This is a genomic window from Stenotrophomonas sp. 71799_Sma, assembly GCF_056482505.1.
The window spans coordinates 2,504,724-2,530,715 of sequence record NZ_CM151202.1 but is presented as its reverse complement, the minus strand read 5'-3'; the positions used below and the strand labels follow the sequence as shown (position 1 = coordinate 2,530,715).

The following is a 25,992-nucleotide window of genomic DNA, read 5'->3' as shown; positions in this document are numbered from 1 at the left end:
CGTCGTTTCAGGGTGGGTCTGCATACCACTTTCGGGTCTGTTGTAAGCCAGTTTTCGCGCAAAGTCATGCTGCAGAAGCACATTAAATTGCGATCAACTGGTATGGATCAAAGGCATTTGAACATTCACATACCAATTGGTTGACATTTTCATGTCGCCGTGCCGAAGCTGCGTCCCACGCCTGGCATGCAGGCGATCCTTTGGGAGGAGGAAACCATGCGGCGACCCGCCGGAGCAGTGCACAGCATCTCGTTGTCCCCCACACCCCTGATCGTGGCGCTGCTTGCCGTGCTGGCGGGCCTGCCCACTGCCCAGGCGCAATCCAGCAAGGAGGCAGCAGGGCAGGATCCCACCACGCTGGACCAGGTGCAGGTCACCGGCATCCGCGAATCGATGCAGAGCTCGATCAACAAGAAGCGCGACGACACGGTCATTGCCGATGTGCTCTCGGCCGATGACATCGGCGACCTGCCGGCGCCCTCGCTGGCCGACGCGATCGAGACCCTGACCGGCGCCGCCTCGACCCGCGACAAGACCGGGGCCTCGGAAATCTCCATCCGTGGCCTGGGCGCCTTCCTCAGCAGCACCAACTTCAATGGCCGCGAGATCACCAACGGCAGCGGCGACCGCTCGGTGAACTTCAACATGTTCCCCGCCGAGCTGATCAATACGGTCGCCATCTACAAGACCCAGCGCGCCGACATCATCGAAGGCGGCGTGGCCGGCACCATCGGCCTGGAAACAGTGCGCCCACTGGAGTACGGCAAGCGGGCGACGCAGATCGATCTGCGTGGCAGCTGGGCCGAGTATGACAAGAAGTACCGCGACGACGACGGCATCGGCTACCGCGGCACCGCCAGCTACATCGACCAGTTCGAGTTCGGCAACGGGCAGAAGCTGGGCATTTCGCTGGGTTTCCAGCGCCTGGACGGCACCGATCCGGAAGAGAGCATCACCAGCGGTTCCACCTGGTATGCCTGCGATGGCACGCAGAACGTGGGCAATGCCAACTGCAATGAAGTGTCCGCGCAGGCCATCGCCAACGGCGCACCTTACTACCTGGTGCCCAGCAGCCGCATCTACCGGCTCAAGCAGGAGCGCAACGACCGCCAGAGCGAGTTCGCTGCACTGCAGTGGCGGCCCAATGACGTGGTTGAAGTGAATCTCGACTTCGAACACACCGAGCGCAACTGGTACGAGAACCGCAGCGATCTGAGCCTGTCCAACGCACGTCGCGGCATCACCCAGCGCGACGTGGACGCAGAGGGCATCGTGCGCCACCTGCATGGCAGCACCTCGATCGACTCCACCTCCAACCGCTACTGGCGTGGCGAGGAATACACCGGGGGTGGCCTGAACCTGATCCTGCGACCGACCCCGGCCTGGGAGCTGTCCACCGATCTTTCGTACTCGCACACCAATCGCCTCGATAGCGAGCGCATGACCCGCCTGCGCGCGAACCAGCGCGACGTCAACAATGCCGCCGTGCCCGGCATCAGCAGTGGTGCCACCGGCTACGTGGACTATGACTGGGACTGGCACGGCGAAGTGCCCAGTGTCGCGCTGGCGCCGAACTTCGACCCCACCAACTGGGACGCCTACACCGGGGCGGCGCGGGTGACCTCAAGCGCAACGGAGAATGACCACAAGATCAAGGCCGGCCGCTTCGATGCCAGTTTCATGCCCGAGTCCGGTTTCTTCACCCGCATCAAGGGCGGCGTGCGCGCCAGCCAGGCCGACTACCGCCTGCGCGACAACACCCTGGTAACCGACTACGACCAGCGCGTGGCGGCCGACAAGGCGAAGATCATCGCTGCCAACCAAGCCTGCCGTGCACCATTCCCCCAGGATGACTTCATGGATGCCGCCAGCGGCAACACGATCTCCTCGTGGGCGTACTTCGATCCGAACTGCCTGTACCAGTCGTTCCGTGGCAGCCTCGACAGCGGGCTGGATCCGGGTTTCCAGGATCCGAACAATGTCGATATCACCGAGAAGACACGCGCGCTCTATCTGCTGGGTGAGTTCAGCAGCAGCCTGTTCGGTTTGCCGGTGACCGGCAACCTCGGCCTGCGCTGGGTCAAGACCGATGTTCGCTCCGAAGGCGTGCGTACCGGCCTGCGTATCGAGGACAACGGTGACGGGACGATCCGCCTGCAACCCACCGGCGAGTACAGCACGCAGGTGTTCAAGGCGGGCAACGACAAGCTGCTGCCCAGCCTCAACGCGGCCTTCGAACTGCGCCCGGACGTGTTGCTGCGGGTCGGTGCATACCGCGCGATGTCACGGCCGGACATCGCCGCGCTGGGTGCGGGGCGCACCATCAACGTGAGCAGTGATGCCACCTACGGCAACCTGGCCGATGCGCTGGATGACATCAGCGCCAGTGGCAACCCGGCGGCGCAGCCGCTGATGTCCTGGAACGGCGACCTGTCACTGGAGTGGTACCCGAACCCGGACACGATGCTGGCCGGCGCGGTGTACTGGAAGCAGTTCAACGGCGGCACCGCCACTGCGCTGGTGCCGGAGACCTACACCATCGACGGCCAGAGCGTGACTGTGCCGGTGCGGCAGCAGGTAACCACCGACGAGGACAGCACGCTGACCGGCTTCGAGCTGACCGCCACCCATCGACTGTCGTACCTGCCCAAGCCGTTCGACGGGCTGGGCTTCAAGGTCAGCTACAACTACGCCGATGCCGACTACCGGACCCAGGACTCACGACTGGGCGAGCAGCTGGCCAGTGATGGCACGATCATTCCGGCGATCGTGCCGCCGGCGGGTCTCAGCGGCTTCTCGCGGCACGTCCTGTCCGGCTCGATCTACTGGGACGTCGGGCGCTTCAACATCCAGGCCATCGGCAAGTTCCGCTCGCACTACTACCAGGACTTCACCGGCAACACCGCGCAGCAGAACCGCTACTATGATGACAACACCAGCGTGGACCTGCGCCTGCGCTACCGGGTGAACAAGCAGTTGTCGCTGTCGCTGGAGCTGATGAACCTGACCAACGAGCCGCGCGTGGCCTACCAGCCGCTTTATGGGAACTTCCGCGAAGTGGTGACCTACGGGCGGCGTGCGTATTTCGGTGTACGATACAAGTTCTGAACAGGGCGGCGCGGCCAGTGGTCGCGCCGTCGCTCCAACCGGACCCTTGCCGGCCGCGGTGGCAGGGCAGGGACCCGGAGGGAATCGCCAAGGGTCAGCCGCATGTCCGCCAACCGCCTTTACCAGACCATCGCTGCCAAGCTCCGCAAGCTGATCGAGGACGGCGAATTTCCGCCGGGCTCGCGGCTGCCGGGCGAGCGTGAACTGGCCGAACGGTTCGGTGTCAGCCGGGTCACCATCCGCGAAGCCGAGATCGCACTGGAAGCACAGGGCTGGATCGCCATCCGCATCGGTTCGGGCGTGCATGTGAAGCCGCGCCCGACGCAGGCGTCCGGCGGGCTGCCGGATGTCAGCGCCTTCGACCTCACCGCTGCCCGCGCGGTATTCGAAGCCGAGGCTGCCGCGCTGGCTGCCAGCAATCTGGATGATGCCGGCATTGCCGAATTGCAGGCGTTGGCCGAAGCGCTGTGCCGTCGCGACCTGAGCGACGCCGAAGCCGGCGAGTACGACCGCCGTTTCCACCTGGCCATCGCACGGCTTTCCGGCAATCCGGTGGTGGAATTTTTCGTGCAGCAGATCTGGCGCATGCGCAGCGAACTGCCGCGGGTGACCGAGGTCTATGCCCGGGTCTGCCACGATGATGGCGCCAGCCGTGCCGACGAGCACATGGCCATCTTCGAAGCCCTGCGTGCGCGTGATCCGGTGGCCGCACGCAATGCGATGCGCCATCACTTCCAGCGCCTGTTCGAAGCCATGCTGCAGGCGACCGAAAGCCAGGCGCTGGAGGAGATTCGCCGCCGCACGCAGCAGGACCGCGAACGGTTCATGGCGACGACGCGTATCTGAAAGGCGTTCTGCGGGCGACGACCTGATGTGGCTGGCTACCGCCGTCGGGCGTGATGCCCACGGCCTTTCTACACCGCTGGAACCGTGATCCGCTGCAGATCCAGCTTGGCCCTGAGCGCATAGTGCTTGCGGGTGACCGGCACGGTGCAGGTCAGGCGTGGATCCAGGTAGTCCTTGAACATCGGCGGTCGCGAAGCGCCCAGATAGAACGGCCGATCCTGCTTCACCGCGGCGGGCAGCAACACGTCGGACAGATCGCTGTCGGACGCATCGGTCACCAGGCAGGGGGCATGGCGGAAGCCGAGCCTGCGCAGCAGGTACAGCCGGTGCGAGCCGTTGGTCAGGATGATCCGGCGGCCAATGCGTGTGGCGCTGATCAGGTTGTCGCTGAAACCGAGATAGACGACAAGGGCGTGGCTGGCTGCGCCGAACGGCTCGTAACCGGCGATGGTGCGAGGGTCGATCGTCGCCACGTCGAGGAGGCGCAGGTCGTTGGACGCAGATGCGAACGTGTAGCTGCCATCGGACTGGGTAAAGCGCACATCCGGATGTGCGTGGCGTCCACGTCGCGCCACCAGCTCCATGATCTCGCTTGCATCGGGTGACGCGGCCGTGGCCGCTGCAAGCTGATCGATGTGGCGCAGGTTGATGCACTCCTGGAAGACCACCAGCCGGTCGATCTCCACCATCTTCCAACTGCGTGGGACCATGCTCGTCATGCGGTGCATCGAGGGTTGGCGAAGCGCCTGCTCGGCCAGTGGCCGCATCTCTTCTGGGAGGTCGAGGACGTCCATGGCATCGGCGTGGTCTGCTTCATCGTGATGAAGGCGACGCACCAGGGCGCGGGCTTCCCGCCACTGCTCCACCAGCATCGCTTCATCAAAGCTTCCTGGTGGGCAACGCTCCCTGACGAAGCGGATGAACTTCGGCAGTGGAAACAGGCCCTTCAGCAGAAGGGTGGAATCAAGGCCATCGTCATTGATCTCGGTGGGCATCCATCTCGCTCTCTTGGGAGTCGCTGCAGCGGCGTCCGATCACGGTCGGCCGTCACACCAAAATAATATGTTATATCGTAACATTTGCGTGCCTTGGCGGCAATCGTCCTGAAACACGCAGGGCGACGCTGGCCTGGCCGCTGTGCATCCACTGCATCGCGTGGGTGCATCCACTGACTAGAGGAGATGTTCATGAACGAACTGATTGAGCTGGGCGTAGTGGCTGGAGAGCAGAATCACGAAGATCCGAGTGAACTGATCGAGCTGGGCTCGGTGGTTTCCGAAACGAAGGCGCACAACCACGGCACGTTGTGGGATGGCGTCTTCCCGACCACCTCGCCCTGATCCATCGCACCCTGCATGACCTGCGGTGCATGCCCCCCGCATGCACCGCTCTGATGCCTGCAGCAGCATGAGATCACGCTCGCGATGGACCAGCCTGAAACCACCTACTTCCTTTCGAAGCACGCACATGTCTGTGTGACCGGTGACGCAATGGTCATTCTTGATCAGGCCTCCGGCAGCTATCTCTCCATCGATCGGCGCGGAGCGGCGGCGCTTGGCGGGCTGGTGCAGGACTGGCCCCTGGCCTCCGATGGAGCGTCGAGGCCGAGGATGCTGCAGTCGCTGCTTGATCGGCGCCTGATCACCCAGGATCCGCTGCGTGGCAAATCCGCAGCAAGCGCCGAAATCGCGTTGCCCCGGCACTGGGTGCGCGAGGGCGAGTCCCGAGGATGTCCGCCGATCACGGCCCGCGATGTGCGCCGGTTCCTGGCCTCGGTCACGTGCGCGGCCTGCAGCAGGACGTTCCTGCCTTTCAGCTACACGGTGTCGGCAGCCCGCAGGCGCGGTCAGGAAGCTACGCCGGGCGAGGTGGATCTGCAGCAGCTGGCCCTCCTGGTCCGGGTGTTCGATTGGTTGCGACCGATCGCCTTCAGGAAGACCGATGAGTGCTTCCTCTACTGCCTGGCCATGCGTGAGTTCCTGTCGCGGTACGGCATCGTTCCGGCGTGGGTGTTCGCGGTGCGGACCCAGCCGTTCGCAGCGCATTGCTGGTTGCAGCACGGCGACCAGGTCCTGACCGACATCCCCTTCAATCTGCGCCGGATGACGCCCATCCTGGTGCTGTAACCGGCTTGAGGCATGTACCGATACATCGCTCTGTTCTGGAACGAACATTCCGAATCCGCTCGTGCGCAGGCTTTGCAGGCCATGGAACGGATCGAAGCGGGCCGCCCCGGAATCGCCTGCGTGATGAAGGGCTGCGGCGGCGCCATCTATGCCCAGACCGACAACCCGGGCTACTTCGAGTACAGCCGGTCCGGTCCGCTGGTGGTACTCGGCAAGCTGTTCCACAAGGTGTTCGCCGCCGATACCGTTCCCGCACAGGCATTTCCCGATGCTGCATCGGCAGACAGCGCCTGCAGTACGCAGGGCAGGAGCCTGGTGGAGCAGTACTGGGGGCGCTACGTTGCCGTGGGCTACCAGCCGGATACCACCCGCTGGTTCGTGCTGCGCGATCCGACAGCGGAGATTCCGTGCTACATGACCACGGTCGATCAGTTGACGGTGGTCTTTTCGAGCATGGAAGACTGCCTGCTGCTGGGAGTGGGTGACTTCAACGTCGACTGGTCGTTCCTGTCCTATTCGCTGCTGTTCCCGTTCCGTGACGGCCTGCAGACAGGCTTCGAGGAGGTCACCGCACTCGAAGCGGGCGAGGCAGTGACGATCCGTGATGGCCGGCCGATCGGCCGGCACTACCAGTGGGATGTGGTGCGGCAGGCCAGTGAAGCGCCCATCGAAGATCTGGAGGAAGCCGTGCAACTGGCACGTGCAACGCTGCTGGGCTGTATCGGTGCGCTGGCGAGCCAGCATCGATGCATCCAGCTTCAGTTGTCCGGCGGGCTGGACTCCTCCATCGTCCTCGCCGGCCTGCTGCATGCGCCCTCCGCACCGGAGGTGAAGTGCGTCCATCACTACGATGCCGGCATTGGTGCCGATGAGCGCATGTTCGCGCGCATGGCCGTTGCCGGTGCCAGTGAATCCTCCGGAAGACGCTGCGAGTTCGTCGAGTACCTGCGGCAGCCGCACTGCTCGCTGGAAGAGATCATGGACTTCCCGCGAACCGCGCGTCCTGCGCATTGCTCGGGTTACCTGCTGCATCGGCGCGACGTGGATGTCGACGTGGACACGGTGCAGTTCACCGGTGTCGGCGGCGATGCGGTCTTCCTCCGCTTCAAGGGCAATGCCGCTGCCATCGACTATGCGTGGCGGCGTGGGATCGACCGTGACTTTTTCCGTGTTGCGTTCGAAACCGCGCAGTCGGGCGATTCGCTGTACGGGGTATTCAAGGATGCCTTCGTCCACGGCGTGCTCAAGAAGCCGGGCAACATCAATGGCCGCTGGGGCAACCCGTGCGAATGGGTGAAGGTGGATGCGTCCGAACAGGATGGCGTGCCGCCGGCCTGGCTGCGGCAGGCACGCGCACAGGGGCACAGGCTCTCTCCGCACAAGCTGGCGCACATCGGCCGGATGATCTTCCCGACCAGCGTGCTCGATCCCTTCGAGGGCGCCGGACGCTGGCACGGCGTATCCCCCATCAGCGCGCAGCCTGTGGTGGAACTGTTCGCCCGCCTGCCGCTGCACCTGCTGATGGCCGGCGCGGAAGACCGGACGATCGCGCGTCGCGCACTGCAGGGCCTGCTGCCGCAGGCGCTGCTGTCGCGCAAGGTGAAGTCCTACCTCGACGATCACTCGGTGGCGGTCACCCAGCGGCATCAGCAGTTCATCAGGGGCCTGCTGGTGGATGGCCTGCTGGCGCGGCGGGGCTACATCGACAGCGCATCGGCCGACGCGGGCATCCGCAGGGTCAGCCCGGATCACTCATCCCAGGTGCTGGGCATCTTCGGTCCGCAGGTCAACATCGAAGCCTGGCTCAGGCGCTGGATGGGCCGGCCAGGCGCGCCTGCGGCCGGCGTGGCCTAGGCGCTCCGGCTCATTTCCTCAAGGTAGAGGCTCTCCAGGTCATTGGCGGTGATCGTGCTGGCATCCAGTGTCCTGCACAGCCTGCCGGCTTGCATCAGCCCGATGGTCGTCGCCACTTCGCGGGCACGGAACAGATCGTGGGTGGCCATCAGGATCGCCGTGCCGCGGTCGCGCTGGCGCACGATCAGCTCGTGGAACTCGGCCGAAGCGGTCGGGTCCAGGCCGGACGTCGGCTCATCAAGGAGCAGCGCCCTGGCTTCCTTGATGATGGCCAGCGCGATGCCCACCTTCTGGCGCATGCCCTTGGAGTAAAGCCCGACGCGTCGCCCGAATGCCTCGGGCGCCAGCCCGGCTGACCTGAGCGCGTCCTTCAGCCGTGCGGGCGAACGCTGCTCCACCGCAGCCAGGCGCGCGAAGTAATCCAGGTTTTCATAGCCGGTCAGTTCGTCATACAGCGCCACGTTCTCCGGGATGTACAACAGGCGCCGGCGTACCTCCTGTGGCCGCTGCCAGGCACTGAGCCCATCAACCTCGGCGGATCCGGAGGTGGGTTCTAGGAAGCCCAGGAACAGCTTGATCGTGGTCGACTTGCCGGCCCCGTTGGCACCCAGCAGGCAGTAGATCTCGCCGGGAGCTACCGTGAAGCTCACATCATCCAGCGCCCGATGCGTGCCGTGTTCCTTGACCAGATGCGTTGCAGTCAGCATGAGTGGTGTACCTCAGGGGGTGGCCAGCCGACGCCGCATCGACCAGGCTGCGATCAGCAGAAGCAGGGTGGCGACCGCCAACGCGGCCAGGTCGATCATTACACCGCGTTGCAGGGCGCCCGCCGTGTCCTGGAATTCGAAACGGGGCAGGGCGTCGTACTCGGCCAGCGTCTGTGGCACGTCACGGTCCAGATAGGCCTTGTGCAGCTGCCGACGTGCGTGCCAGTACATGAGGACCTGCTGCTGGAACGCCAGCGCCCGGTCGGCGTCGGATCCGGCGAGGCGGTCCAGTGCATCCTGCACCGCGACCGACGGCAGCAGCAGGCGCGCCCGGTCGAGTGCCTGGCGCCGCGCGTCCTCAGCCTCCGTGTGCGCGGCGATCAAGGGCGCGATGGCCTGATCGGCCTGGACAAGATCGGCATAGGCCACGCGCACGGCGTCCGCAATGCGCGGTGCTGGCGAACGCGTGGCGGGGGAGGCTGCCGCGTGGCGCAGCTGCTGCTGGCGGGCAGTGTTGGCCAGCTGCGCCTTCAATGCGGTCGCCAGCTGCATCTGCGAGGGCGGTGGAACCCTCAGGTTCACCGCTGCCAGGACCAGCGAGGGGGCCATGACAACGATCAGCAGCCACAGTGCGCCGGAAGCGATCGCGGCCTCGGTGGTGCGCCGGGCGAAGCAGCCGATAAGCACCGCCAGCGCCAGCCAGACGCTGCCGTAGGCGAGCACGATCAGGGCAAGCGCGGCCAGGCCGGAAGGACTCGTAGCCCCCGAACCAGCGGCAACGGCAAGGATGATCGCCAGCGCAGGCAGCAGCACGATGGCACCGCGGGCCAGGGCCTTGACCGCGATCAGCCGTCCCGCCGCGATGGGCTGTGACAACATCAACGCGGTGATGCCGCGCTCGCGTTCGCGCGACCAGAGGTCGAAGGTGGTCGCGAGGATGACCAGGGGCAGAAGGAACACAATGACGAAGGCCAGGTCGAATCGGCCTGCGGCCTGCACGGCGGGATTACCGATGTCGGACCACACATGCCTGAGCAGCTGGCTACGGTCACCCAGCGCAACCACGTCGGCGGTGTAGGGGTAGGCGTCCGCCTGTCCAATCGACAACGCCGCCATCGGGCCGGGAGGGAGCACCGGCTGGACGCGGGGCAGTACCGACGGCGTCTTGCCAACGAACCCCCGGCTGCGGTCCCTGGCATCCTGTTCTTCCGCGTTGATCAGGCTGATGGCTGCCTCGCGCTGCCCGACCCACGCACTGCCATTCCATGCTGCAAAGGCCGCCAGCACCGCCAGCAGGCCAAGCAGCACCGGCAACGCCCGGTCACGCAGCAGGCGACGGATCTCATGCCCTGCGATCGACAGGCTGCTCATGGGGCACTCCCGAGATGCCGCGCCGACGTGAACACCAGCCCCAGGGCCAGCAGCACCCAGGCCAGCAGGATGGCGAAGTTCACCGACTGTGTCGCGGCGATGTGGCCCAGCGGGGGGTGTTGCGGGCTGTACGCCACGGAGCGGGTAAGGGTCGCGATATCGGCCAGATGCTTGCTGCCGTTCGCGGTCTTGTGCTGTTTCACTTCCAGATTGAGTGCCTGGATCAGCCGGTAGCGATAGTCTTCAACCCCGCGCAGGAACGCCAGATGTGCAGGGAAGTCGGTGCGCGCCAGTGCCCGTGACGCGGCTTGCAGCGCGAGGGTGGGGGACAGCGCCGCAAAGGCGCGTTGCGTGATCGCCTGCCGCTGGTAGGTGGCATAGATGCGTTCGAAGTGGCGGTTGTAGGTCTCGGTGGAATTCGCTTCGGCGAACTCCAGCGCGACACCGCGGAAGTTGACCGGAAGATCGTCCACGTCCTTCACCTGGTAGCGTGCCAGCATCTCTGCTTTCAGTGCATCCAGCCGCTTGTCCGCCGGGTCGTGGCCATCGGCGCCGTGCTCCGCGTCCTCGGTGACCGCCGCCCGGAACGCGGGTGCGGTAGGCGTGGGATCCAGCGATTCGGCCAGTGCGGGTGCCACCCGTGGCGCGAGCAGGGTGGCTACCACCCAGAAGCCGAGCAGCACCACCAGCGACGTGCGTGCTGCGCTGAAGCGCGCCGAGACACCGATGGTGATGGCGCAGAACACCAGCAGATAGAGCGCATACGCCGCGAACATCGCAACGAGCGCCATGATGTCGGCCGTGCCGAGGGTGCGGCCGACCATGCCCGGAAGGCTGACCGCCAGCAGGGCGAGGACCAGCAGCAGCGATGCCGTTGCCAGCGCGATCAGGCGGCCACCGATCAGCACGTGGGCCGATGCACCACTGCCGAGCTCCTGGCGGAGGGTCTCGCGGGCGACATCGCCGGAGAGGCTGGCGAATCCGGCAAGGATGATCAGCAGGGGCGCCACGACCTGCAGCGCCCATGCGACGGAGAAGCCATCGAACCGGCTGAGCGCGGTGCCGGCGTCGATGGGTCGGTGCCGGGCCGGGTTCTGCGCATGGCCTTCGATGAACACCGAGGTGCCGACGAAATCCGTGATGCCCGGGTCGAGCGCCGCCAGCGGCCGCACCGGCGCGGGAATGGCGCGGCCGACGTGCGCGGCAGCATGCGGGTCGATCGTGCCCTGGCTGTCCCACAGCCCGGCCTCCTGCTCCGCTACGATCTGGCGCTCCTGAGCCTGCTGGGCCAGCCGTGCTGCGCCCGTGGTAACCGACGCTCCCGCAAGCAGCAGCAGGGTCAACGCGAGCCATAACAGGCGCCGCTCGCGCCATATCAGCTTCAGCTGGGTCGCGGCAACGGCCAGCGCCTGGCGCAGGGCGGATGCGGGTCTGGAGAGGGCGGGGGAGGCATCGCTCATGGCGGGCGCCCTACCAGCGATGGGTCAATGTCATGGACAGGAAGCGGCCGAGCGCCGTTGCATTGGTCGGGTCGAAACCGGTGTTGATGCTGTTGACGATGAAGGGCGGATTCCTGTCCAACAGGTTCTGCACGTTGAAGGCCAGCGAGGTGCCCTGGCCGGTGCCGGCGGAACCGCTGAAGTCATACCTGAGATTGAGGTCGACCGTCGTCCACGCGTTGACATGGGGGTCGGCGCGGTTGGCGGGATCGCGATAGCTGTCCACATAGTTCACGAACAACCCACCGGCGACCTGCCGGTGGCTTACGGCGAGGCCACCGCGCACCTTCAGGTCGACCGGGAAGTACACCGCGTTCACCGCGTCGACCTCGGGCGAGGTGGCGGTCACGCGGCGCTTGGAATCGATGATGTATTGGCCGGCAAGGTTCAATGCGATACGGGTCTGGCCGGCGTCGAAATCGTAGGAGGCATTGAAGTCGACGCCGCGCTGCGAAGTGAACGCGTTGTTGCGGAAGCGGTTGTCGAGGATGACCTCGCTGCTGGTTTCATCGGTTCCTGGTGCCAGGGCATAAGGGCCCACCCGCGATACGAACAGTCCCAGGCCGGAGGCACCCAGCTGGCGCGCCTGCTGGATCTGCTGCGGCGTCGGGTTGACGGTGAGCAGGTCCGCATAGGGCGCGGTGGACTGCAGGAACAGCGACGGGAAACTGCCGCCGAAACCGCTGCCGATCCGGTCGGCATACTCGATGTGGTAGTAGTTCGCGTCGATCTTGAGGCCCGGCAGCGACGGGGGCGCGAACGAGAAGCCGCCGGTCCAGGTCTTGGCACGTTCGGGCCCCAGATCCGGGTTGCCGTTGGAGAGCATCATCAGCACCGTGCTTCCGTTGGCCGCGCTCGGGTTGGGTACTTTGGCCACCACCACAGTGTTGTTCAGCTGCATGTCCTGGTAGACCGGCGCGCGGTAGGAGCGGCCGTAGCTGGTGCGGAATGAAAGTCCTTCCGTTGCTTCCCACAGCAGGCCGAGCTTGGGATTGAGGGTGGAACCGAAATCGCTGTAGTCGTCGTAGCGTGCGGCCGCAGTCAGCGACAGCCGGCGAACGCCAGGCATGTCTGCCAGCAGCGGAATGTTGAACTCAGCGAAAGCGGAACGGATCGTGCGCTGCAGATCCAGCGGCTTCTCAAGCCCACGGTGATCGAGCAGTTCATAGCCATCGCGGCGGTAGCCCGCACCGAATGCCGCGCGTACGCCGCCGGCCGGAAGATTGAACAGCTCGCCGTCGGCGATCACTTCCAGATAGCGCGATTCGGAGTTCGTATCCGTCGGCGGTGCGGTGCTGACCGAGCTGCCGGTGATGGTGGTTCTCTCGTAGGAGACGTCGCTTCTGCCGAATCCGGAATTCAGGCGGGCCTGCCACTGGCGCGGAAGCTCGAGAGTAAGCCCGGCGAACACATCGAACTGCCGCGTGTGCGGGAACAGGCGGGTCTCGTCGGCGGTGCCGGAAATGGTGGTGTCCATCTCGCGCTTGGCAAAGGAGCCGGTCAGGTTGAGCGTCAGCACATCACTGAGCTCCTGCACGCCGTCCAGATACAGGCTGTGCCGCTTCGAACCGGGATAGATGTCGTAGGGCCTGACCGTAACGTTCCGGGAAAAGTCCTTGTCGACGGCGGCGAGGTTGCCCTGCTTCAGGAACTCGTAGCTGGCCATCAGGTGGCCACCCTCCCACGACCAGCCGGCCGACTGCGAGGCCTGGTACTCGTCCATGTTGCCGCGGGTGACGCTGCCGTAGCGCAGCGAGGTTTCATAGCCGGTGAAATCGCGGCGCAGGACGATGTTGACCACACCGCCGACGGCGTCGGTGCCGTAGATGGCCGAGGCGCCATCGGTGAGGATCTCCACGCGCTCGATGGCACTCAGCGGAATCAGCGAGATGTCGACGTACTGATAGCGGTTCGAGGAGGTCACGCGGTGGCCATTGATCAGCGTCAGCGTGGTGCCCGTGCCCAGGCCACGCAGGTTGATGGCGGTGCCCTGGCCGAAGTTGTTGCCGGTGTCGCGGTCGACGCCGAGGTTGCCGACGTTGGCGCCGTTGGCACCCCCGCCGAAGTTCTGCGGCAGCTTCTCGAAGAGCTGCTGCAACGAGGCCACCCCGGTTCGATCAATGGCCTCCCGGTCGATCACGATGACCGGGGAGGCGCCGCCGCCAATGGCATCGCGGATGTTGCTGCCAATGACCATCACCTTGTCCAGCGTGGCGGTATCGGATCGCCGGTCGCCCTGGACAGGACTGCCGGGAACGCTGGCATCCTGCGCCATTGCCGGCGCGTTGAGCTGCAGAGCGGCGGCCAGGCTGGCGACCACCAATGCCGCCGGCCTGGCGGTGGATGCGTTGTTCATGCCCCGGTCCATCGATCTCATCGGATGTTGGTCTGCGGCACGAGCCATCGCGCCTTCAATGGAGATGTTATATCATAGCATTTAAGATGCGCGACGATCTCTTGCTGTGCCGAGGGGCGACGGCAGGCGCACCGCCACACAGGAGCCACTGCACCGATGCCGGACCGACGCTGATGAGAATGTTCGCGCTGCCGCCGCCGGTCACCGAGATCCTCACCGCGTACTGGAAGGCGGACCGCAGGCTGCTGCTGTTGATCGCCGCCATCGTCGTGCTTTCCAGTCTGGCCACGGTGGCAGCGCCGTACCTGTTCTCGCGCCTGATCGACCGCATCAGCACGGAAGGCATCCGTGAACTGGCGGGAGGGTTCCTGCTCTACGCGGTGATGCTCGGCGCCGCCAGCATCCTGCAGAACACCGTGCAGTACCTGTCGTTCCTCAGTGGCGAGAACCTGGGTTTCATCACCAGCACTCGCTACTTCGCGCGGCTGCTGAAGAAGACACACAGCTTCTTCCTGGATTACAACGCAGCCGAACTGCAGGTGGCCGGGGAGAAGGGCCGCAACGCCCTGAAGATCGTGGTGCAGCTTGGCCTGGTGGTGTTCATTCCCAGCGCACTGCAGATCCTGCTGACCCTGCTGACACTGGGTGCGCTGATCAACCTGCAGATGGTGGCGATCGTGCTGGGCTACGGTTCTGTGGCCGTCACGCTCTCGGCCATCGCTACCCGGCGAGCACGGATCCATCGTGAGGCGGCGGTCGAAGCGGGCCAGCAGAATGCGCGCTTCGTCGGCAATGCGATGAATGCGATGGAGACGCTGCGCCAGTTCGGCGGCAGCGCGTGGATGATCCAGCGCTTCGAACAGAAGGCCCAGGAGGTGCGCGACAGCTGGCGGGCCTACGTGCTGCAGCGGGTGGGCTTCATCGCGCTGCTGGGCATCGGCCTGGCGGTCGAGTTCATCGTCACCTTCGCAATGCTGCTCCCGCGCTATCAGAGCGGTGACCTGAGCGTCGGCGATATCGTGCTGTTCAACCTGCTGTTGCTGCAGCTCAACATGCCCTTTGAAATGATGGCGCGCTCGATCGATGACGTTGCCCGTTCGTGGACGCTGCTGACGCCGCTATCGTCCCTGTGGGCGGCACCCGAAGAGCGGCAGGCAGCAAACGCCGGCCGATTCCACGGAGAATGCGGCCGGATCGAGTTCCAGCATGTCAGCCATCGCTACGGCAATGGCCGCGGCGTCCGGGATGCGTCCTTCCACGCCGGGCGCGGCGGCATCAACTTCCTGATGGGGGAGACCGGGGCAGGGAAGTCGACGCTGTTCAAGCTGGCACTGAAGTCGATCGAGCCCCAGCACGGTCGCATCCTGGTGGATGGCATCGACCTGGCCGACATCGACCGTGCCGCGTGGCACGCCGCCGTCGCCGTCGTTCCCCAGGATGTCATCCTGCTCAACGAGAGCCTGGCCGACAACATCCTGCTGGGGCGCCCGCGCGACGACACCCGGTTGCGCCGCGCGACCCACAAGGCGTCGATCCTGGCCTTGATCGACGCGCTGCCCGAGGGCTTTGAAACCACGGTGGGCGAGCGCGGCCTGAAACTTTCCGGCGGCGAACGGCAGCGCATCGCCATTGCGCGTGCACTCTACGGAGAGCCCGCCATCCTGTTCCTGGATGAAGCCAGCTCGGCGCTGGACGAGGCGACCGAGCGCGAGATCATGGGCCATATCCGCGCGCTTGCCGGTGATGTCACGATCGTGGCCATCACCCATCGCCGCAGCGTGGTGACCGCAGCCGACCAGGTGATCGTGCTGGCCACGGGCTGACGGGACCTGGCGGACACCTGCACCTGCAGCTGGGGCGCGATGCTTCTGGGGTACGCTGTGCGCGACCGTTCCCGGTGCCTCCCGCGCTGTCGATGCCTGGCCCGTGACCCCGCACCGACTCATTCCAGGAATCCCGCATGTCCGACAACCCTCCACCGCTGAACATCCTGGCGTTTGCCGGCAGCCTGCGCAGCAACAGTTACAACCGGCGCCTGGTCAGGGCTGCAGCAGGCGCCGCGCCTGCGGGCCTGCTGCTGACCGTGCATGACACCATTGCCGATATTCCGCTGTTCGACGAAGACCTGGAAGCCGCCGACCCGGCCGGTCCTGCCGGGGTCAAGCGCCTGCGCGCGGCCATTGCAGCCGCTGACGGCGTGCTGATCGCCACGCCGGAGTACAGCCAGTCACTGCCCGGCGTACTCAAGAACACGCTCGATTGGCTGTCCCGCGACGATGCCGAATACCGCACGGTCCTTTCGGCCAAGCCGGTGGCGATCATCGGCGCCACGCCGGGTCACTGGGGCACCAAACTGGCGCAGTCGCAGCTGCGCCATATATTGACCGCCATGGGGGCATTGACCATGGCCTCGCCACAGCTCTATGTGGCCGAAGCAGCGGCCGCCTACAACAATGACGCGGACGATTTCGACGCGGCGACGCGCAAGCGCCTGCAGCGCTTCCTGGAGGGATTCCAGGCCTGGGTCCAGTTGCTGCAGGGCAGGGCATCGCGCGGTTGAGTCGTGCCGGCAGAGGGCGTCAGCGCCCGCCGGTGCCAGCGCCCGGATCATGCAGCCCGCGCAGTTTTTTTTGTTGATCTTGCCCACGCTGGTCCGCTCGATCGCATCCACGAAGCTGACACGCTCCGGAATCGCATAGCGTGAGATGTCTCCGGAACGGCTGCGCGCTGCGACCAGTTCGATGATCTCCGCCTCTGACACATCACGGCCGGGTTGCCTGACCACCAGTGGCAGCGGCCGTTCGCCCCATTTCGCATCGGCGATACCGATCACCGCGACCTCGCTGACCGCCGGGTGCAGTGCGATGATGTCTTCCAGCGCGAGCGAGGAGATCCATTCGCCACCGGTCTTGATCACGTCCTTGATGCGATCGGTGACGCGCAGGTAGCCACCTTCATCGATGTTGCCGATGTCGCCGGTGTGCAGGTAGCCGCCCGCCCACAGCGCTGCCGAAGCGTCCGGATCGTGCAGGTAACCCTGGGTCAGCCAGGGGGCTCGTGCCACCACTTCGCCGGTGGCCACGCCATCGTGGACGACATCGCCCATGTCCGGGTCGACAATGCGCAGGTCCACCAGCGGCACCGGAGTGCCGGCCTTGGTGCGCAGTGACAGCACCTTGTCGGCATCGGTCATGCTGTCCACGTCGATCTGGGCGATGGTGAGCAGAGGGCAGGTCTCGGACATGCCATAGCCGCCGAAGATGTCGATGCCCCGTGCCAGTGCACGCTGCGCCAGAGCACGGGGCAGGGCCGCACCGCCGATGATCACCTTCCAGCGCTCCAGGTCGGTCTGCGCCGCGTCCGGATGCTCCAGCAGCATGTGCAGGATGGTTGGCACACAGTGCGAGAAGGTCACCTTTTCGCGCGCGATCAACGCCAGCAGCTTCGCAGGCAGGTAGCGCCCCGGATAGACCTGCCTGATGCCCATCGCGGTAGCCACGTAGGGCAGGCCCCACGCGTGCACATGGAACATCGGGGTCATGGGCATGTAGACGTCGTCACGGTGCAGGCGGCCCTGGCGGGGGGCGCCGCCGAGCGCGGCCATCGCCGCCAGCGAATGCAGCACCAGCTGCCGATGGCTGAAATAGACCCCTTTGGGCAACCCTGTGGTTCCGGTGGTGTAGAACACCGTGGCACGGGCATTCTCGTCGAAGTCCGGGAAGCGGACGACCGGCGTGGCATCACGCAGGCCCGCTTCATACTCGGTGGCGAAGCCTGGCGGCAGCGGGCCATCGGCATCGTCCAGCAGAATGCGGGTGCGCAGGTCCGGCAGCTGCTCGTCGATGGCGTCCAGCAGCGGCAGGAACTCGCGGTTGGCCAGGATCGCCCGCGCGCCGCTGTGGTTCAGCGTGTACGCGATCTGCTCGGGGGCCAGGCGCACGTTCACCATCATCAGCACCGCACCGATCATCGGCACCGCGAAGTAGGCCTCCAGGTAGCGGTTGCTGTCCCAGTCCATCACCGCCACCGTGTCGCCGTGGCCGACTCCCAGCGAGGTCAGCAGGCCTGCCAGCTGGCCGATGCGCGCGTGCAGGGTGCGGTAATCGAACCGTACCTGGTCGCCGTAGACGATTTCCTGTCCAGGGCTCACCGCCAGCGGCATCAGCAGCAGCTGCTTGATCAGCAGTGGATAGGCATGGGCATCGGGAGTGGGGGCGGATGACATGGCATTTCCTCGTGGACGGCGTTGCGGTCGCCGGCCTTCTCCGCCCCACACTAGCAAGCCCTTCCTGCTGTACCAGCGTACCTAGGTACCTGTTCCCGCGCGCAGCCGATTTGATAATCTCGCCAGGACATGCCAACCCTGCTCATCGCCGATGATCACCCCTTGTTCCGTGCGGCACTGCATCGCGCGGCGGAAGAGGCGGTCGCCGATCTGCAGATCAGCGAGGCTGATTCGCTGGACGGCGTGCTGGAGGTGATCGAGAACCAGTCGATCGACCTGATGCTGCTTGACCTGCACATGCCCGGCAACCACGGGCTGGCCGGGTTGGCCACGATCCGTGCCCTGCAGCCGGGCCTGGCGATCATCATCGTCTCCGCCAACGAGGAGCCGCAGGTCATCCGGCGTGCCATCGACCTCGGCGCCGCAGGCTACCTGCCCAAGAGCTCGGGCTTGAACGAACTGCAGTCCGCGCTGCAGTCCGTGCTGGAGGGTGAGCGCTGGATTCCAGCGTTGCTGCGCGAGCCGGTGGCGCGGGTGGCACCGTTCAGCAGGGATGCCGACCTGGCCGCACGCCTGGCCAGCCTGTCGGCACATCAGTACAAGGTGCTGGGGCTGGTGGCCGAGGGCCTGCTCAACAAGCAGATCGCCGACCGGCTGGGCGTACAGCTGCGCACGGTCAAGGCACACATGACACGCATCATGGAGCGGCTGGGCGTGCGCAACCGCGCGCAGGCCATCCGCGTGCTGCACGAAATGGGATTGGCCGATCCGTCCCGGCAGATCGAAGAGCTTCCCGAGCCCTGATGGGTCAGGGCGTGGCAGTGGTCGCCAGCAGGTGGTTGATCGCCCAGCGCAGCGCCAACGGCTTGAACGGCTTGTTGAGCAGGGACAGCCCAACGCCGCGCACCGCCTCGCGCGTATCGCTGCCGGTATCGGCACTGAGGATCACCGTCGGCCGCGGCCCATGCATGCCCACCAGCCGCTTCCACAGCGCAACACCGGTATCGCCATCATCCAGGTGATAGTCGAACAGCCACAGCGCCGCCTCGTGCGCTGAGGGTCCGATGTCATCGGCGTTGCCTGCCGCGATCACATCGCAACCCCAGGAATGCAGCAGCTGCCGCATCGCCTCCAGTGCGTCCGGGTCGTTGTCCACCACCAGTACACGAATTCCCTTCAGGGCGCTGCTGCCGCCCGTCGGTGGTGGACTGCGCGGGGTCACAGGGGGTGCTGCGCGTTGCACGCTGATCGAGAAGGCCGAGCCATGCCCGGGTACGCTGCGCAGGTGCAAGGCTGCATGCAGCAGGTCGGCGATGCGGTGCGCGATGGTCAAGCCCAGGCCCAGTCCTTGCCCGTTGCTGCGATCGATCCGGTGGAACTCCTCGAACACCACCGCCTGCTGCTCCGGAGCAATGCCGGGGCCGGTGTCATGCACGCCGATCATCAGTGCCTGCCCCTGGCGGCGCACACCCAGCAAGACACCGCCATGGCGGGTATAGCGAATGGCGTTGGCCAGGAAGTTCTGCAGCACCCGGCGCAGCAGCAGTGGGTCGCTATGGACCCAGGCCTGGCTCCGCACGTGGCGGAACTGCAGGCCACGCGCCGCCGCCAGCACCGCGAACTCCTGCGCAAGCGGATCCAGCACGGTCGACAGCGCGAAGGGGCGCGGATCGGCCACCAGCCCACCGGCTTCCAGTCGCGAGATATCCAGTAGGCCGGACAGCAGGTCATCAGTGGAATCCAATGCGCCGCGGATCTGCCGCAGGAAACTGTCGAGGAACTCGGACTCGATGTGCTGCGACATCGCCTCGGTCAGCAACTGGGCCGCATGCAGGGGCTGGATGAGATCATGGCCGACCGCCGTCAGGAAGCGCGTTTTTGCCGCGTTCGCGCGCTCGGCCTCCTGTACCGCCTGCTGCAGCCGCGCGGTGCGGTCCTGTACCCGGCGTTCCAGATTCTCATTACTGCGCTTGAGCGCATCTTCCGCGCGGCGGAACGCCGTGACATCGGTGAAGGTGGCTACATAGCCACCGCCCGGTATCGGGTTGCCGCGGATCTCGACGATGGTGTCATCGGGGAAGATCCGTTCGGACAGGTGTGGCGTGCCACGGCGCATATGCGCGACGCGGCGCTGCAATGCCTTGGTCGGCGTGTCGCCAGGGCCGTCGCCGATCTTCAGCTGTCCCAGTGCCCATGCCGTGAGGTTGACCACCGGTTGCCCGACCTGCAGCAGCTCCGGCGGAAACTTGAACAGCGCGGCGTAGCGGCTGTTCCAGGCCACCAGCTGCAGCTGCGCATCGACCACGCTGATGCCCTGGCTCATGTTCTCCAGCGCAGCTTCCAGCAGGCGCTGGTTGAAGCGCAGCACCTGGGTGGCCTCGCCGACGGCGCGGGTCACCGCATCCAGCGGCGCGGCGCCGCCCTCGCGTGCGGCTTCGACCAACAGCCGTGCCATGCCTGCGCCGACCACGGCCGTCAGCTCACGCTCGACGGCGGTGACCCGGTCGTCATCCAGCATCTGCCCGGCGTGGCCCTCCAGCAGCTGGCGCGCACGCTCCTGGCCAAGGAAGCGTCCGGCGGTCCTGCGCAGGGACGCCGCAGCCACCGCATCCCGCCTCCGCGGCAAGGACGGACGCACGGCCCGCGACACCAGGGTCACGGCCAGCAGGTTGACCGCCAGGCTGGCCCCCATGCTGATGGCGATATGCCCCGGCTGCACGCGCAGCGAGACCACCGACAACCAATGCAGCCCGTCAGCGCCGACCGACGGCGTCGCGGCCGGGATCACCATCGGCAGCAGTACCAGCCACAGCCAGGCCAACGAGCCCAGCACAATGCCGGCCATGATGGCCGCGGAGGGCGTACGTGGGCGATACACCGCCAGCAGCACAGCCGGTGCCAGCTGCGAGAGGGCGGTGAAGGACATCAGGCCGAAATCGCTGAGTGCCTCGGTGTCGCTCATCGCGCGGCTGTACAGCCACGACATCAGGAACACGGCGAGGATGCCGGCACGGCGGAACGCCAGCACGCGCGGGCGCAGATCGGCGTTGGCCACGCCACCCTCGATGCCGCCGAGCAGGCGCGAACCGAATCCGTGGTTGCCAAGCATGATCGACAGGGTCAGCCCGGAGAGGATCATCATGCCGGTGGCCGCGCTCAGGCTGCCCAGATAGGCCAGCAGCGCCAGCAGATGATGGCCACCGGCCTGCGGCAGCGCCAGCACGTACAGGTCCGGTGATACCGAGGCCGGCAGCTGCGCGGCACCGGCCAATGCCATCGGCACCGACGGCAGACCGATCAGCAGCAGGTAGACCGGGAACATCCAGCGTGCCGTCTTCAGGTCCGAGGTCTGGCGAAGCTCGACCACGCCGACGTGGAACTGGTGAGGCAGGGTGAACGCGGAGATCGCCCCCAGCGCGACCATGGTGAGATAGTCCGGCACGATGGCCGGTGGCGGCAGTTGCGCCATCTTCTCCAGCAGCGGCGTGCCGGCTTTGTGCACGGACAGCGCCGCATACAGGCCAATGGCCAGCAGTGCGACCAGTTTCAGCACCGATTCCAGGCCCAGCGCGACCACGATGCCGCGGTTGGGCTCGGTAGCCGAGGCCTTGCGTGCACCGAACAGCAGGGTGAACGCGGCCATCGTCAGCGCGAACCAGAACGACATGTCCAGCTGCGCACCGGCAGGCGCGAACCGATCACCCAGCAGGGCACCCAGCCCCTGGCTGACGGCTTTCAGCTGCAGTGCGATGTAGGGAATGATGCCGAACAGCGCCACCAGGGTGATAGTGAAGCCGAGGCCGCGATCGGCACGCAGTCGTGCAACGACCAGATCGGCGATGGTGGCACTGTTGTGCTGCTTGGCCAGCCGCCCGAGGCGGAGCAGGAACGGCAGGCCCAACGCGAAGATCAGCGCCATGCCGGCCAGGGTCGGTGGAATGGGGAAACCCCATTGCAGCCCCTGCGAGGCCGCACCGTAGTAGGTCCACGCGGTGCAGTGCACGGCCAGCGACAGTGCATAGATGAGCGGCCAGGCCTTCGAAAGCCGGTGCCCGCGGCGCTCGCCCCACAGCGCCACGCCAAACAGCAGTGCGGTCCATGCAATGCAGGCGAAGAGGACGATGGAGGGCGTCAACATCGCTCCAGTGTAGGGAGAGAAGCGGGCAGGGTGGTGCTAGGCGGCGATCACGATCAGTGACAGCTGCTCAGCGACCAGTGCCAGCTCGCCATCGGCGACCCGCTCGACGGCCTTGCGCTGGGTCAGCAGCCACTGGCCGGGCTGGCGCGCATCCAGTGACACCAGCTGCGAGCGTACCCGCACCTCGGACCCGCTCGGCACCGGCGCCAGGAAGCGGACCTTGTTCAAGCCGTAGTTGAGCGCATGGGCGATGCCGGGGAAGCCGACGAGGGCGGCCACATCGTCCTCCACCGTCAGCGAGAGCAACAGGAAGCCATGTGCGATGGTATGCCCACCCGGCATCTGCGCCTGCGCCCGCGCTGGATCGACATGGATCCAGTTGTGGTCACCGGTGGCGTCGGCAAAAGCATCGATGCGCGCCTGGTCCACGCGGGTCACGCCACTCAGCCGCTCACTGGCGGCCCACTGCTGCAACGCCTGCAGGGCGGGAGGCAGGTCGCTGTCCGCACTCACGCCACACGCTCCAGCAAGGTCAGGATCGCGTCACGCGCCTCTGGCTCGGACAGCATCGGCGCGTGCCCCACATCGGGCACCTCCACCAGGCGGGCACTTTCCGAGGTGGCCGCCATCTGCCGCGCGACATCGGCCGGCAGAATGTCGGACAGCGCACCGCGTACCACCAGCACCGGCACCCGTGCGGTCAGCCCGCGGACCGCACGCCACAGCAGCGGACGCAACAGCCACAGCAACCATGGCCGGGTAGTACGGATCACTGCCGGGTCGTAGTCCAGTTCCAGCAGGCCATCGCTGCGCGGGCGGAAGGTGCGCACCGCCATCTGCCGCCAGTCGTCGGTGCTGAAGCGCGGGAACGCAGCCTTGCCGATGGATTCCACGTAGGCCGTGGCCTGCACCAGGTCCATCGGAGGGACCGGCTTGCCGGCGTACTTGCCGATCCGTGCCAGCGCCTCGCGTGGCACCTTGGGGCCGGCATCGTTGAGCACCGCCCCGGAAATCCGCCCGGGCGCGCGCGAGGCGAGGGTGATGGTCACCAGCACGCCCAGCGAGGTGCCGATGAACACCGCCTTGTCGACGTTCTGCGAGCGCAGCAACGCAACCATGTCATCCGCATAGGCACGCGGGTTGTAGCTGGACGGGTCATATGCGCGTTCCGAGCCTGCACGACCACGCAGGTCGACCGCGATCACGCGCCAGCCCTCGGCGGTGAGTACATTGGCAAGCGCATCGAAGTCGGCACCATTGCGGGTCAGTCCTGGAATGCAGACCACCGTGCCACGCGCTGCCTGCCCCGCATCGGGTGCATGGTCGCGCGCATGCAGGCGCAATCCATCATTGCTGTTCCAGTACAGGTCGTCGTAAGACTGCGTCATGCAGAAGCTTCCTGAAGATCGTAACGGATGCGCTAGAAATCGTAACGGACGCTGAGGCTATATTCGCGTGGTGGGCCATAGAAGCCAATCAGCGTGCCGACCGCCGGGATGTTGTAGCCGGTGGTGCGGTATTCCTTGTCGGCCAGGTTGGTGCCCTGCAGCGAGAAGGTCCACGCGTCATCCAAGCGCCAGATGACGCCGGCATTGACCAGCCCGTAACCCTGCTGTCGGATCACCGGGCTGAGGTCGGTGGTCGGCCACACTTCGCTCTGGTAACTGTAGCTCACCCGTGCCGACAGGTTGCTGCCGTTGGCCAGGTCGGTGCGGTATTCCACGTTGAACGCACCAGAGAATTCCGGGGCATTGGTGAACTTCATCTGCCTGGCCACGTTGATGCCGCGGTCCATGTACTCGTCGTACTTGGTATCCAGCCATGCCAGGTTGCCGGAAATCAGCCAGTGCTGGCTGGGCAGGTACTGATACTCGACTTCCAGGCCTTTGACGGTACCGGCGCCGGCGTTGGTGAAGTCGCCGAAGAAGGAATCGTCGATGCCATCGCCGTTGGTATCCAGGCCGGTGAACACCGACAGCTGAATGTCCTTGTACTTGTTGTAGAACGCCGACAGGTTCAGGAACAGGCGCTGGTCGAGGAAGGCCATCTTGCTGCCGACTTCGTAGCTGTCCACGGTCTCGTCATCGAACGGCTCCGCCGAGCGCGGTACCGCCACCGCGTTGGCGCGGATGTTGTAGCCACCGGACTTGAAGCCACGCGTCGCCAGGCCATAGACCATGATGTCCGGGGTGATCTGGTAGTCCAGCGAGACCTTGGGCGAGACGTTCTTGAAGTTGGTCTTCTTGTCGAAATCGGCGGTCACCGCCGCCGGCCGACTGAAGCCCGGGTCGGCGTAGAGGCGGTTCAGCACGATCGCGCGCTTGTCCTCGTCGGTGTAGCGGGCGCCGACATCGAGCTTCAGTCTGCTGGTCAGGTCGAAGGTCCAGTCCGCGTACAGCGCGATGCTGTCGGTCAGCACCTTGCCCTGGTTGTCGGCGAACTGCGCACTGAAGTAGTTGTTCTGGATCTGCCCGCCAGCTTCGCCGCTGAACTGGTACAGGCCGACCACGCCGCGCACCCGGCCGCCGGCATCGTAGTTCAACTGCACTTCGTTGCTGACCTGGTCGTCGTGGTAGGTGCCACCCACGTCGGCGAGCTTGACCGGCGCGGTATCGAAGTCGATGTTGGCCTCGCTGTCCGATTCACGCTTGGCGATCACGTACTTCAGTGCGATGTCTTCGTTCGGCCGCCAGTTCACCGTGGCCGAGGGGCCCTTGCTCTCCACGTTGTTGAGGTTGCGCATGCCCGAGCGGATGTCATAGCGGCTGTCCATCGGCGGGTAGGCGGGCAGGAACGGATTGGGCGCCAGCATCTTCGAGCCGCGCATGCCGGACTGATCGTCGATCCAGTCCAGTGCGAACTGCACGTCGAAGTCATCGCCCGCATACGCGCCCAGGTTCAGGCGTGCCGCGTTGATCTGCTTGTCGCTGACCGGCTGGCCGTTGAAGGTGTTCTCGCCAAACCCGTCGTGGTTCATGCTGGCCACCGCTACACGGGCGCGCAGGCCGCTGTCGGCACCGCCGATCGGGCCGCCGATGGCCGCCTTCGCATCCAGCTGGCTGTAGTTGCCCACGGTGATCTGGGCGAAGCCCTCGGCCTGGGTGGGCAGGCCGCGCGAGATGTACTTGATCGCGCCGCCGATGGTGTTCTTGCCATACAGCGTGCCCTGCGGGCCGCGCAGCACCTCGATGCGCGAGACATCGAACACATCCAGCAGCGCACCCTGCGGGCGCGCGATATAGACGTCGTCCAGGTAGATGCCCACGCCCGGATCGGCGCCCCAGGTGGGATCGGACTGGCCGATGCCACGGATGTAGGCGGTGACCGTGCTGCTGGCGCCGCGGGCAGCGTAGATGGTGAGGTTGGGCACCTGCGCATCCAGGTCGCTGATGTCCTGGACATTCATCTTGTCCAGCGCCTCGGAGGTAAACGCAGTGACGGCAACCGGCACCTCCTGCAGGGTTTCCTCGCGCTTGCGTGCGGTGACCTTGATGCTGTCCAGGTTGGTGGGTGATGCAGTCCTGCCCGCCGTCGGCGTGGCCTGGGGCGCTTCCTGTGCCAGTACCGGCCTGGAAGCCAGCAGCGCGCCGATCATGAGACTCAAACAATTCCGTTTCATTCGGTCCTCCCCCAGACAGGTGCTTGCAGATGGCCCATTGCCACCCCTGCAGCGAAGGCTAGCGGTGTCATCGGGCAGCGGCGAGTGGACCTAGGTCCAGTCGGCAGCGGCCGCCGGATGCGGATACTGGGCGCGCCCCCAGC

General features: G+C 65.8%; 17 protein-coding genes and 1 pseudogene. 8 read left to right on the top strand and 10 right to left on the bottom strand.

The features are described 5' to 3' along the window. The first annotated feature begins 216 nt into the window (after positions 1 to 216). Both ACZK4Z_RS11735 and ACZK4Z_RS11730 read left to right on the top strand, forming a co-directional pair. On the top strand, positions 217 to 3,108 hold the full coding sequence (locus ACZK4Z_RS11735) for a TonB-dependent receptor (RefSeq protein ID WP_171954331.1): 2,892 nt from the start codon (positions 217 to 219) through the stop codon (positions 3,106 to 3,108). Between the two features lie 102 nt (positions 3,109 to 3,210). Beyond that, entirely contained in the window at positions 3,211 to 3,954 is a 744-nt protein-coding gene (locus tag ACZK4Z_RS11730) for a FadR/GntR family transcriptional regulator (protein ID WP_032127248.1), read from the top strand. Between the two features lie 68 nt (positions 3,955 to 4,022). Here the strand turns inward: ACZK4Z_RS11730 and ACZK4Z_RS11725 are convergent, their stop codons facing one another. Continuing rightward, positions 4,023 to 4,949 carry a hypothetical protein gene (locus tag ACZK4Z_RS11725; RefSeq protein WP_171954330.1) on the bottom strand — a complete coding sequence of 309 codons (927 nt, stop codon included), beginning with the start codon at positions 4,947 to 4,949 and terminating at the stop codon, positions 4,023 to 4,025. Positions 4,950 to 5,141: 192 nt separating this feature from the next. Here ACZK4Z_RS11725 and ACZK4Z_RS11720 point away from each other — a divergent pair, with 192 nt between their 5' ends. From ACZK4Z_RS11720 to ACZK4Z_RS11710, 3 genes are all read left to right on the top strand, one after another. Beyond that, entirely contained in the window at positions 5,142 to 5,294 is a 153-nt protein-coding gene (locus tag ACZK4Z_RS11720) for a hypothetical protein (RefSeq protein WP_162257677.1), read from the top strand. Between the two features lie 84 nt (positions 5,295 to 5,378). Then, positions 5,379 to 6,080: a lasso peptide biosynthesis B2 protein gene (locus ACZK4Z_RS11715; RefSeq protein ID WP_171954329.1), complete on the top strand. Its 702-nt coding sequence runs from the start codon at positions 5,379 to 5,381 to the stop codon at positions 6,078 to 6,080. Between the two features lie 81 nt (positions 6,081 to 6,161). Then, on the top strand, positions 6,162 to 7,934 hold the full coding sequence (locus ACZK4Z_RS11710; RefSeq protein WP_253900873.1) for an asparagine synthase-related protein: 1,773 nt from the start codon (positions 6,162 to 6,164) through the stop codon (positions 7,932 to 7,934). Here ACZK4Z_RS11710 and ACZK4Z_RS11705 read toward each other — a convergent pair. Genes ACZK4Z_RS11705 through ACZK4Z_RS11690 form a run of 4 tightly spaced genes read right to left on the bottom strand, consistent with a single transcriptional unit; the run spans position 7,931 to position 13,867 of the window. Then, a complete protein-coding gene (locus ACZK4Z_RS11705; protein ID WP_125436937.1) occupies positions 7,931 to 8,641 on the bottom strand; it encodes an ABC transporter ATP-binding protein in 711 nt (236 codons plus the stop codon). The genes ACZK4Z_RS11710 and ACZK4Z_RS11705 overlap by 4 nt on opposite strands. A 12-nt stretch (positions 8,642 to 8,653) precedes the next feature. Then, positions 8,654 to 10,012: an ABC transporter permease subunit gene (locus tag ACZK4Z_RS11700; RefSeq protein ID WP_171954327.1), complete on the bottom strand. Its 1,359-nt coding sequence runs from the start codon at positions 10,010 to 10,012 to the stop codon at positions 8,654 to 8,656. After that, on the bottom strand, positions 10,009 to 11,472 hold the full coding sequence (locus ACZK4Z_RS11695) for a DUF3526 domain-containing protein (protein ID WP_171954326.1): 1,464 nt from the start codon (positions 11,470 to 11,472) through the stop codon (positions 10,009 to 10,011). Before ACZK4Z_RS11695 ends, ACZK4Z_RS11700 begins: the two co-directional genes overlap by 4 nt. A gap of 10 nt (positions 11,473 to 11,482) precedes the next feature. Next, the gene (locus tag ACZK4Z_RS11690; RefSeq protein ID WP_171954325.1) at positions 11,483 to 13,867 is read right to left on the bottom strand and encodes a TonB-dependent receptor plug domain-containing protein; all 2,385 of its coding nucleotides are present in this window, start codon (positions 13,865 to 13,867) and stop codon (positions 11,483 to 11,485) included. 173 nt (positions 13,868 to 14,040) lie between these two features. On the opposite strand from ACZK4Z_RS11690, the gene ACZK4Z_RS11685 reads away from it, so the two are divergent. Together ACZK4Z_RS11685 and ACZK4Z_RS11680 are read left to right on the top strand one after the other, a co-directional pair. Then, positions 14,041 to 15,690, top strand: a complete 1,650-nt coding sequence (locus tag ACZK4Z_RS11685; protein WP_049409670.1) for an ABC transporter ATP-binding protein — start codon at positions 14,041 to 14,043, stop codon at positions 15,688 to 15,690. A gap of 137 nt (positions 15,691 to 15,827) precedes the next feature. Further along, positions 15,828 to 16,427 (top strand): NADPH-dependent FMN reductase, encoded by a 600-nt coding sequence (locus ACZK4Z_RS11680; protein ID WP_430370119.1) that lies wholly within the window; start codon positions 15,828 to 15,830, stop codon positions 16,425 to 16,427. Positions 16,428 to 16,446: 19 nt separating this feature from the next. Here ACZK4Z_RS11680 and ACZK4Z_RS11675 read toward each other — a convergent pair. Next, a pseudogene (locus tag ACZK4Z_RS11675) lies at positions 16,447 to 18,092 on the bottom strand (fatty acid--CoA ligase). A gap of 129 nt (positions 18,093 to 18,221) precedes the next feature. On the opposite strand from ACZK4Z_RS11675, the gene ACZK4Z_RS11670 reads away from it, so the two are divergent. Further along, a complete protein-coding gene (locus tag ACZK4Z_RS11670) occupies positions 18,222 to 18,896 on the top strand; it encodes a response regulator transcription factor (protein ID WP_010485636.1) in 675 nt (224 codons plus the stop codon). A gap of 4 nt (positions 18,897 to 18,900) precedes the next feature. On the opposite strand, the gene ACZK4Z_RS11665 is transcribed toward ACZK4Z_RS11670, so the two are convergent. From ACZK4Z_RS11665 to ACZK4Z_RS11650, 4 genes are read right to left on the bottom strand one after another with little or no spacing between them, the layout of a single operon-like run. After that, positions 18,901 to 22,230, bottom strand: a complete 3,330-nt coding sequence (locus tag ACZK4Z_RS11665; protein WP_478450844.1) for a hybrid sensor histidine kinase/response regulator — start codon at positions 22,228 to 22,230, stop codon at positions 18,901 to 18,903. Between the two features lie 36 nt (positions 22,231 to 22,266). Continuing rightward, positions 22,267 to 22,743, bottom strand: coding sequence for a MaoC family dehydratase (locus ACZK4Z_RS11660; protein ID WP_049448092.1), 477 nt, complete (start codon positions 22,741 to 22,743; stop codon positions 22,267 to 22,269). Further along, complete coding sequence (locus ACZK4Z_RS11655) at positions 22,740 to 23,618, bottom strand: alpha/beta fold hydrolase (RefSeq protein ID WP_010485642.1); 879 nt, start codon at positions 23,616 to 23,618, stop codon at positions 22,740 to 22,742. The genes ACZK4Z_RS11660 and ACZK4Z_RS11655 overlap by 4 nt, the downstream gene beginning before the upstream one ends. Before the next feature lie 32 nt (positions 23,619 to 23,650). Then, on the bottom strand, positions 23,651 to 25,825 hold the full coding sequence (locus ACZK4Z_RS11650) for a TonB-dependent receptor (protein WP_478451546.1): 2,175 nt from the start codon (positions 25,823 to 25,825) through the stop codon (positions 23,651 to 23,653). Between the last annotated feature and the right edge of the window lie 167 nt (positions 25,826 to 25,992).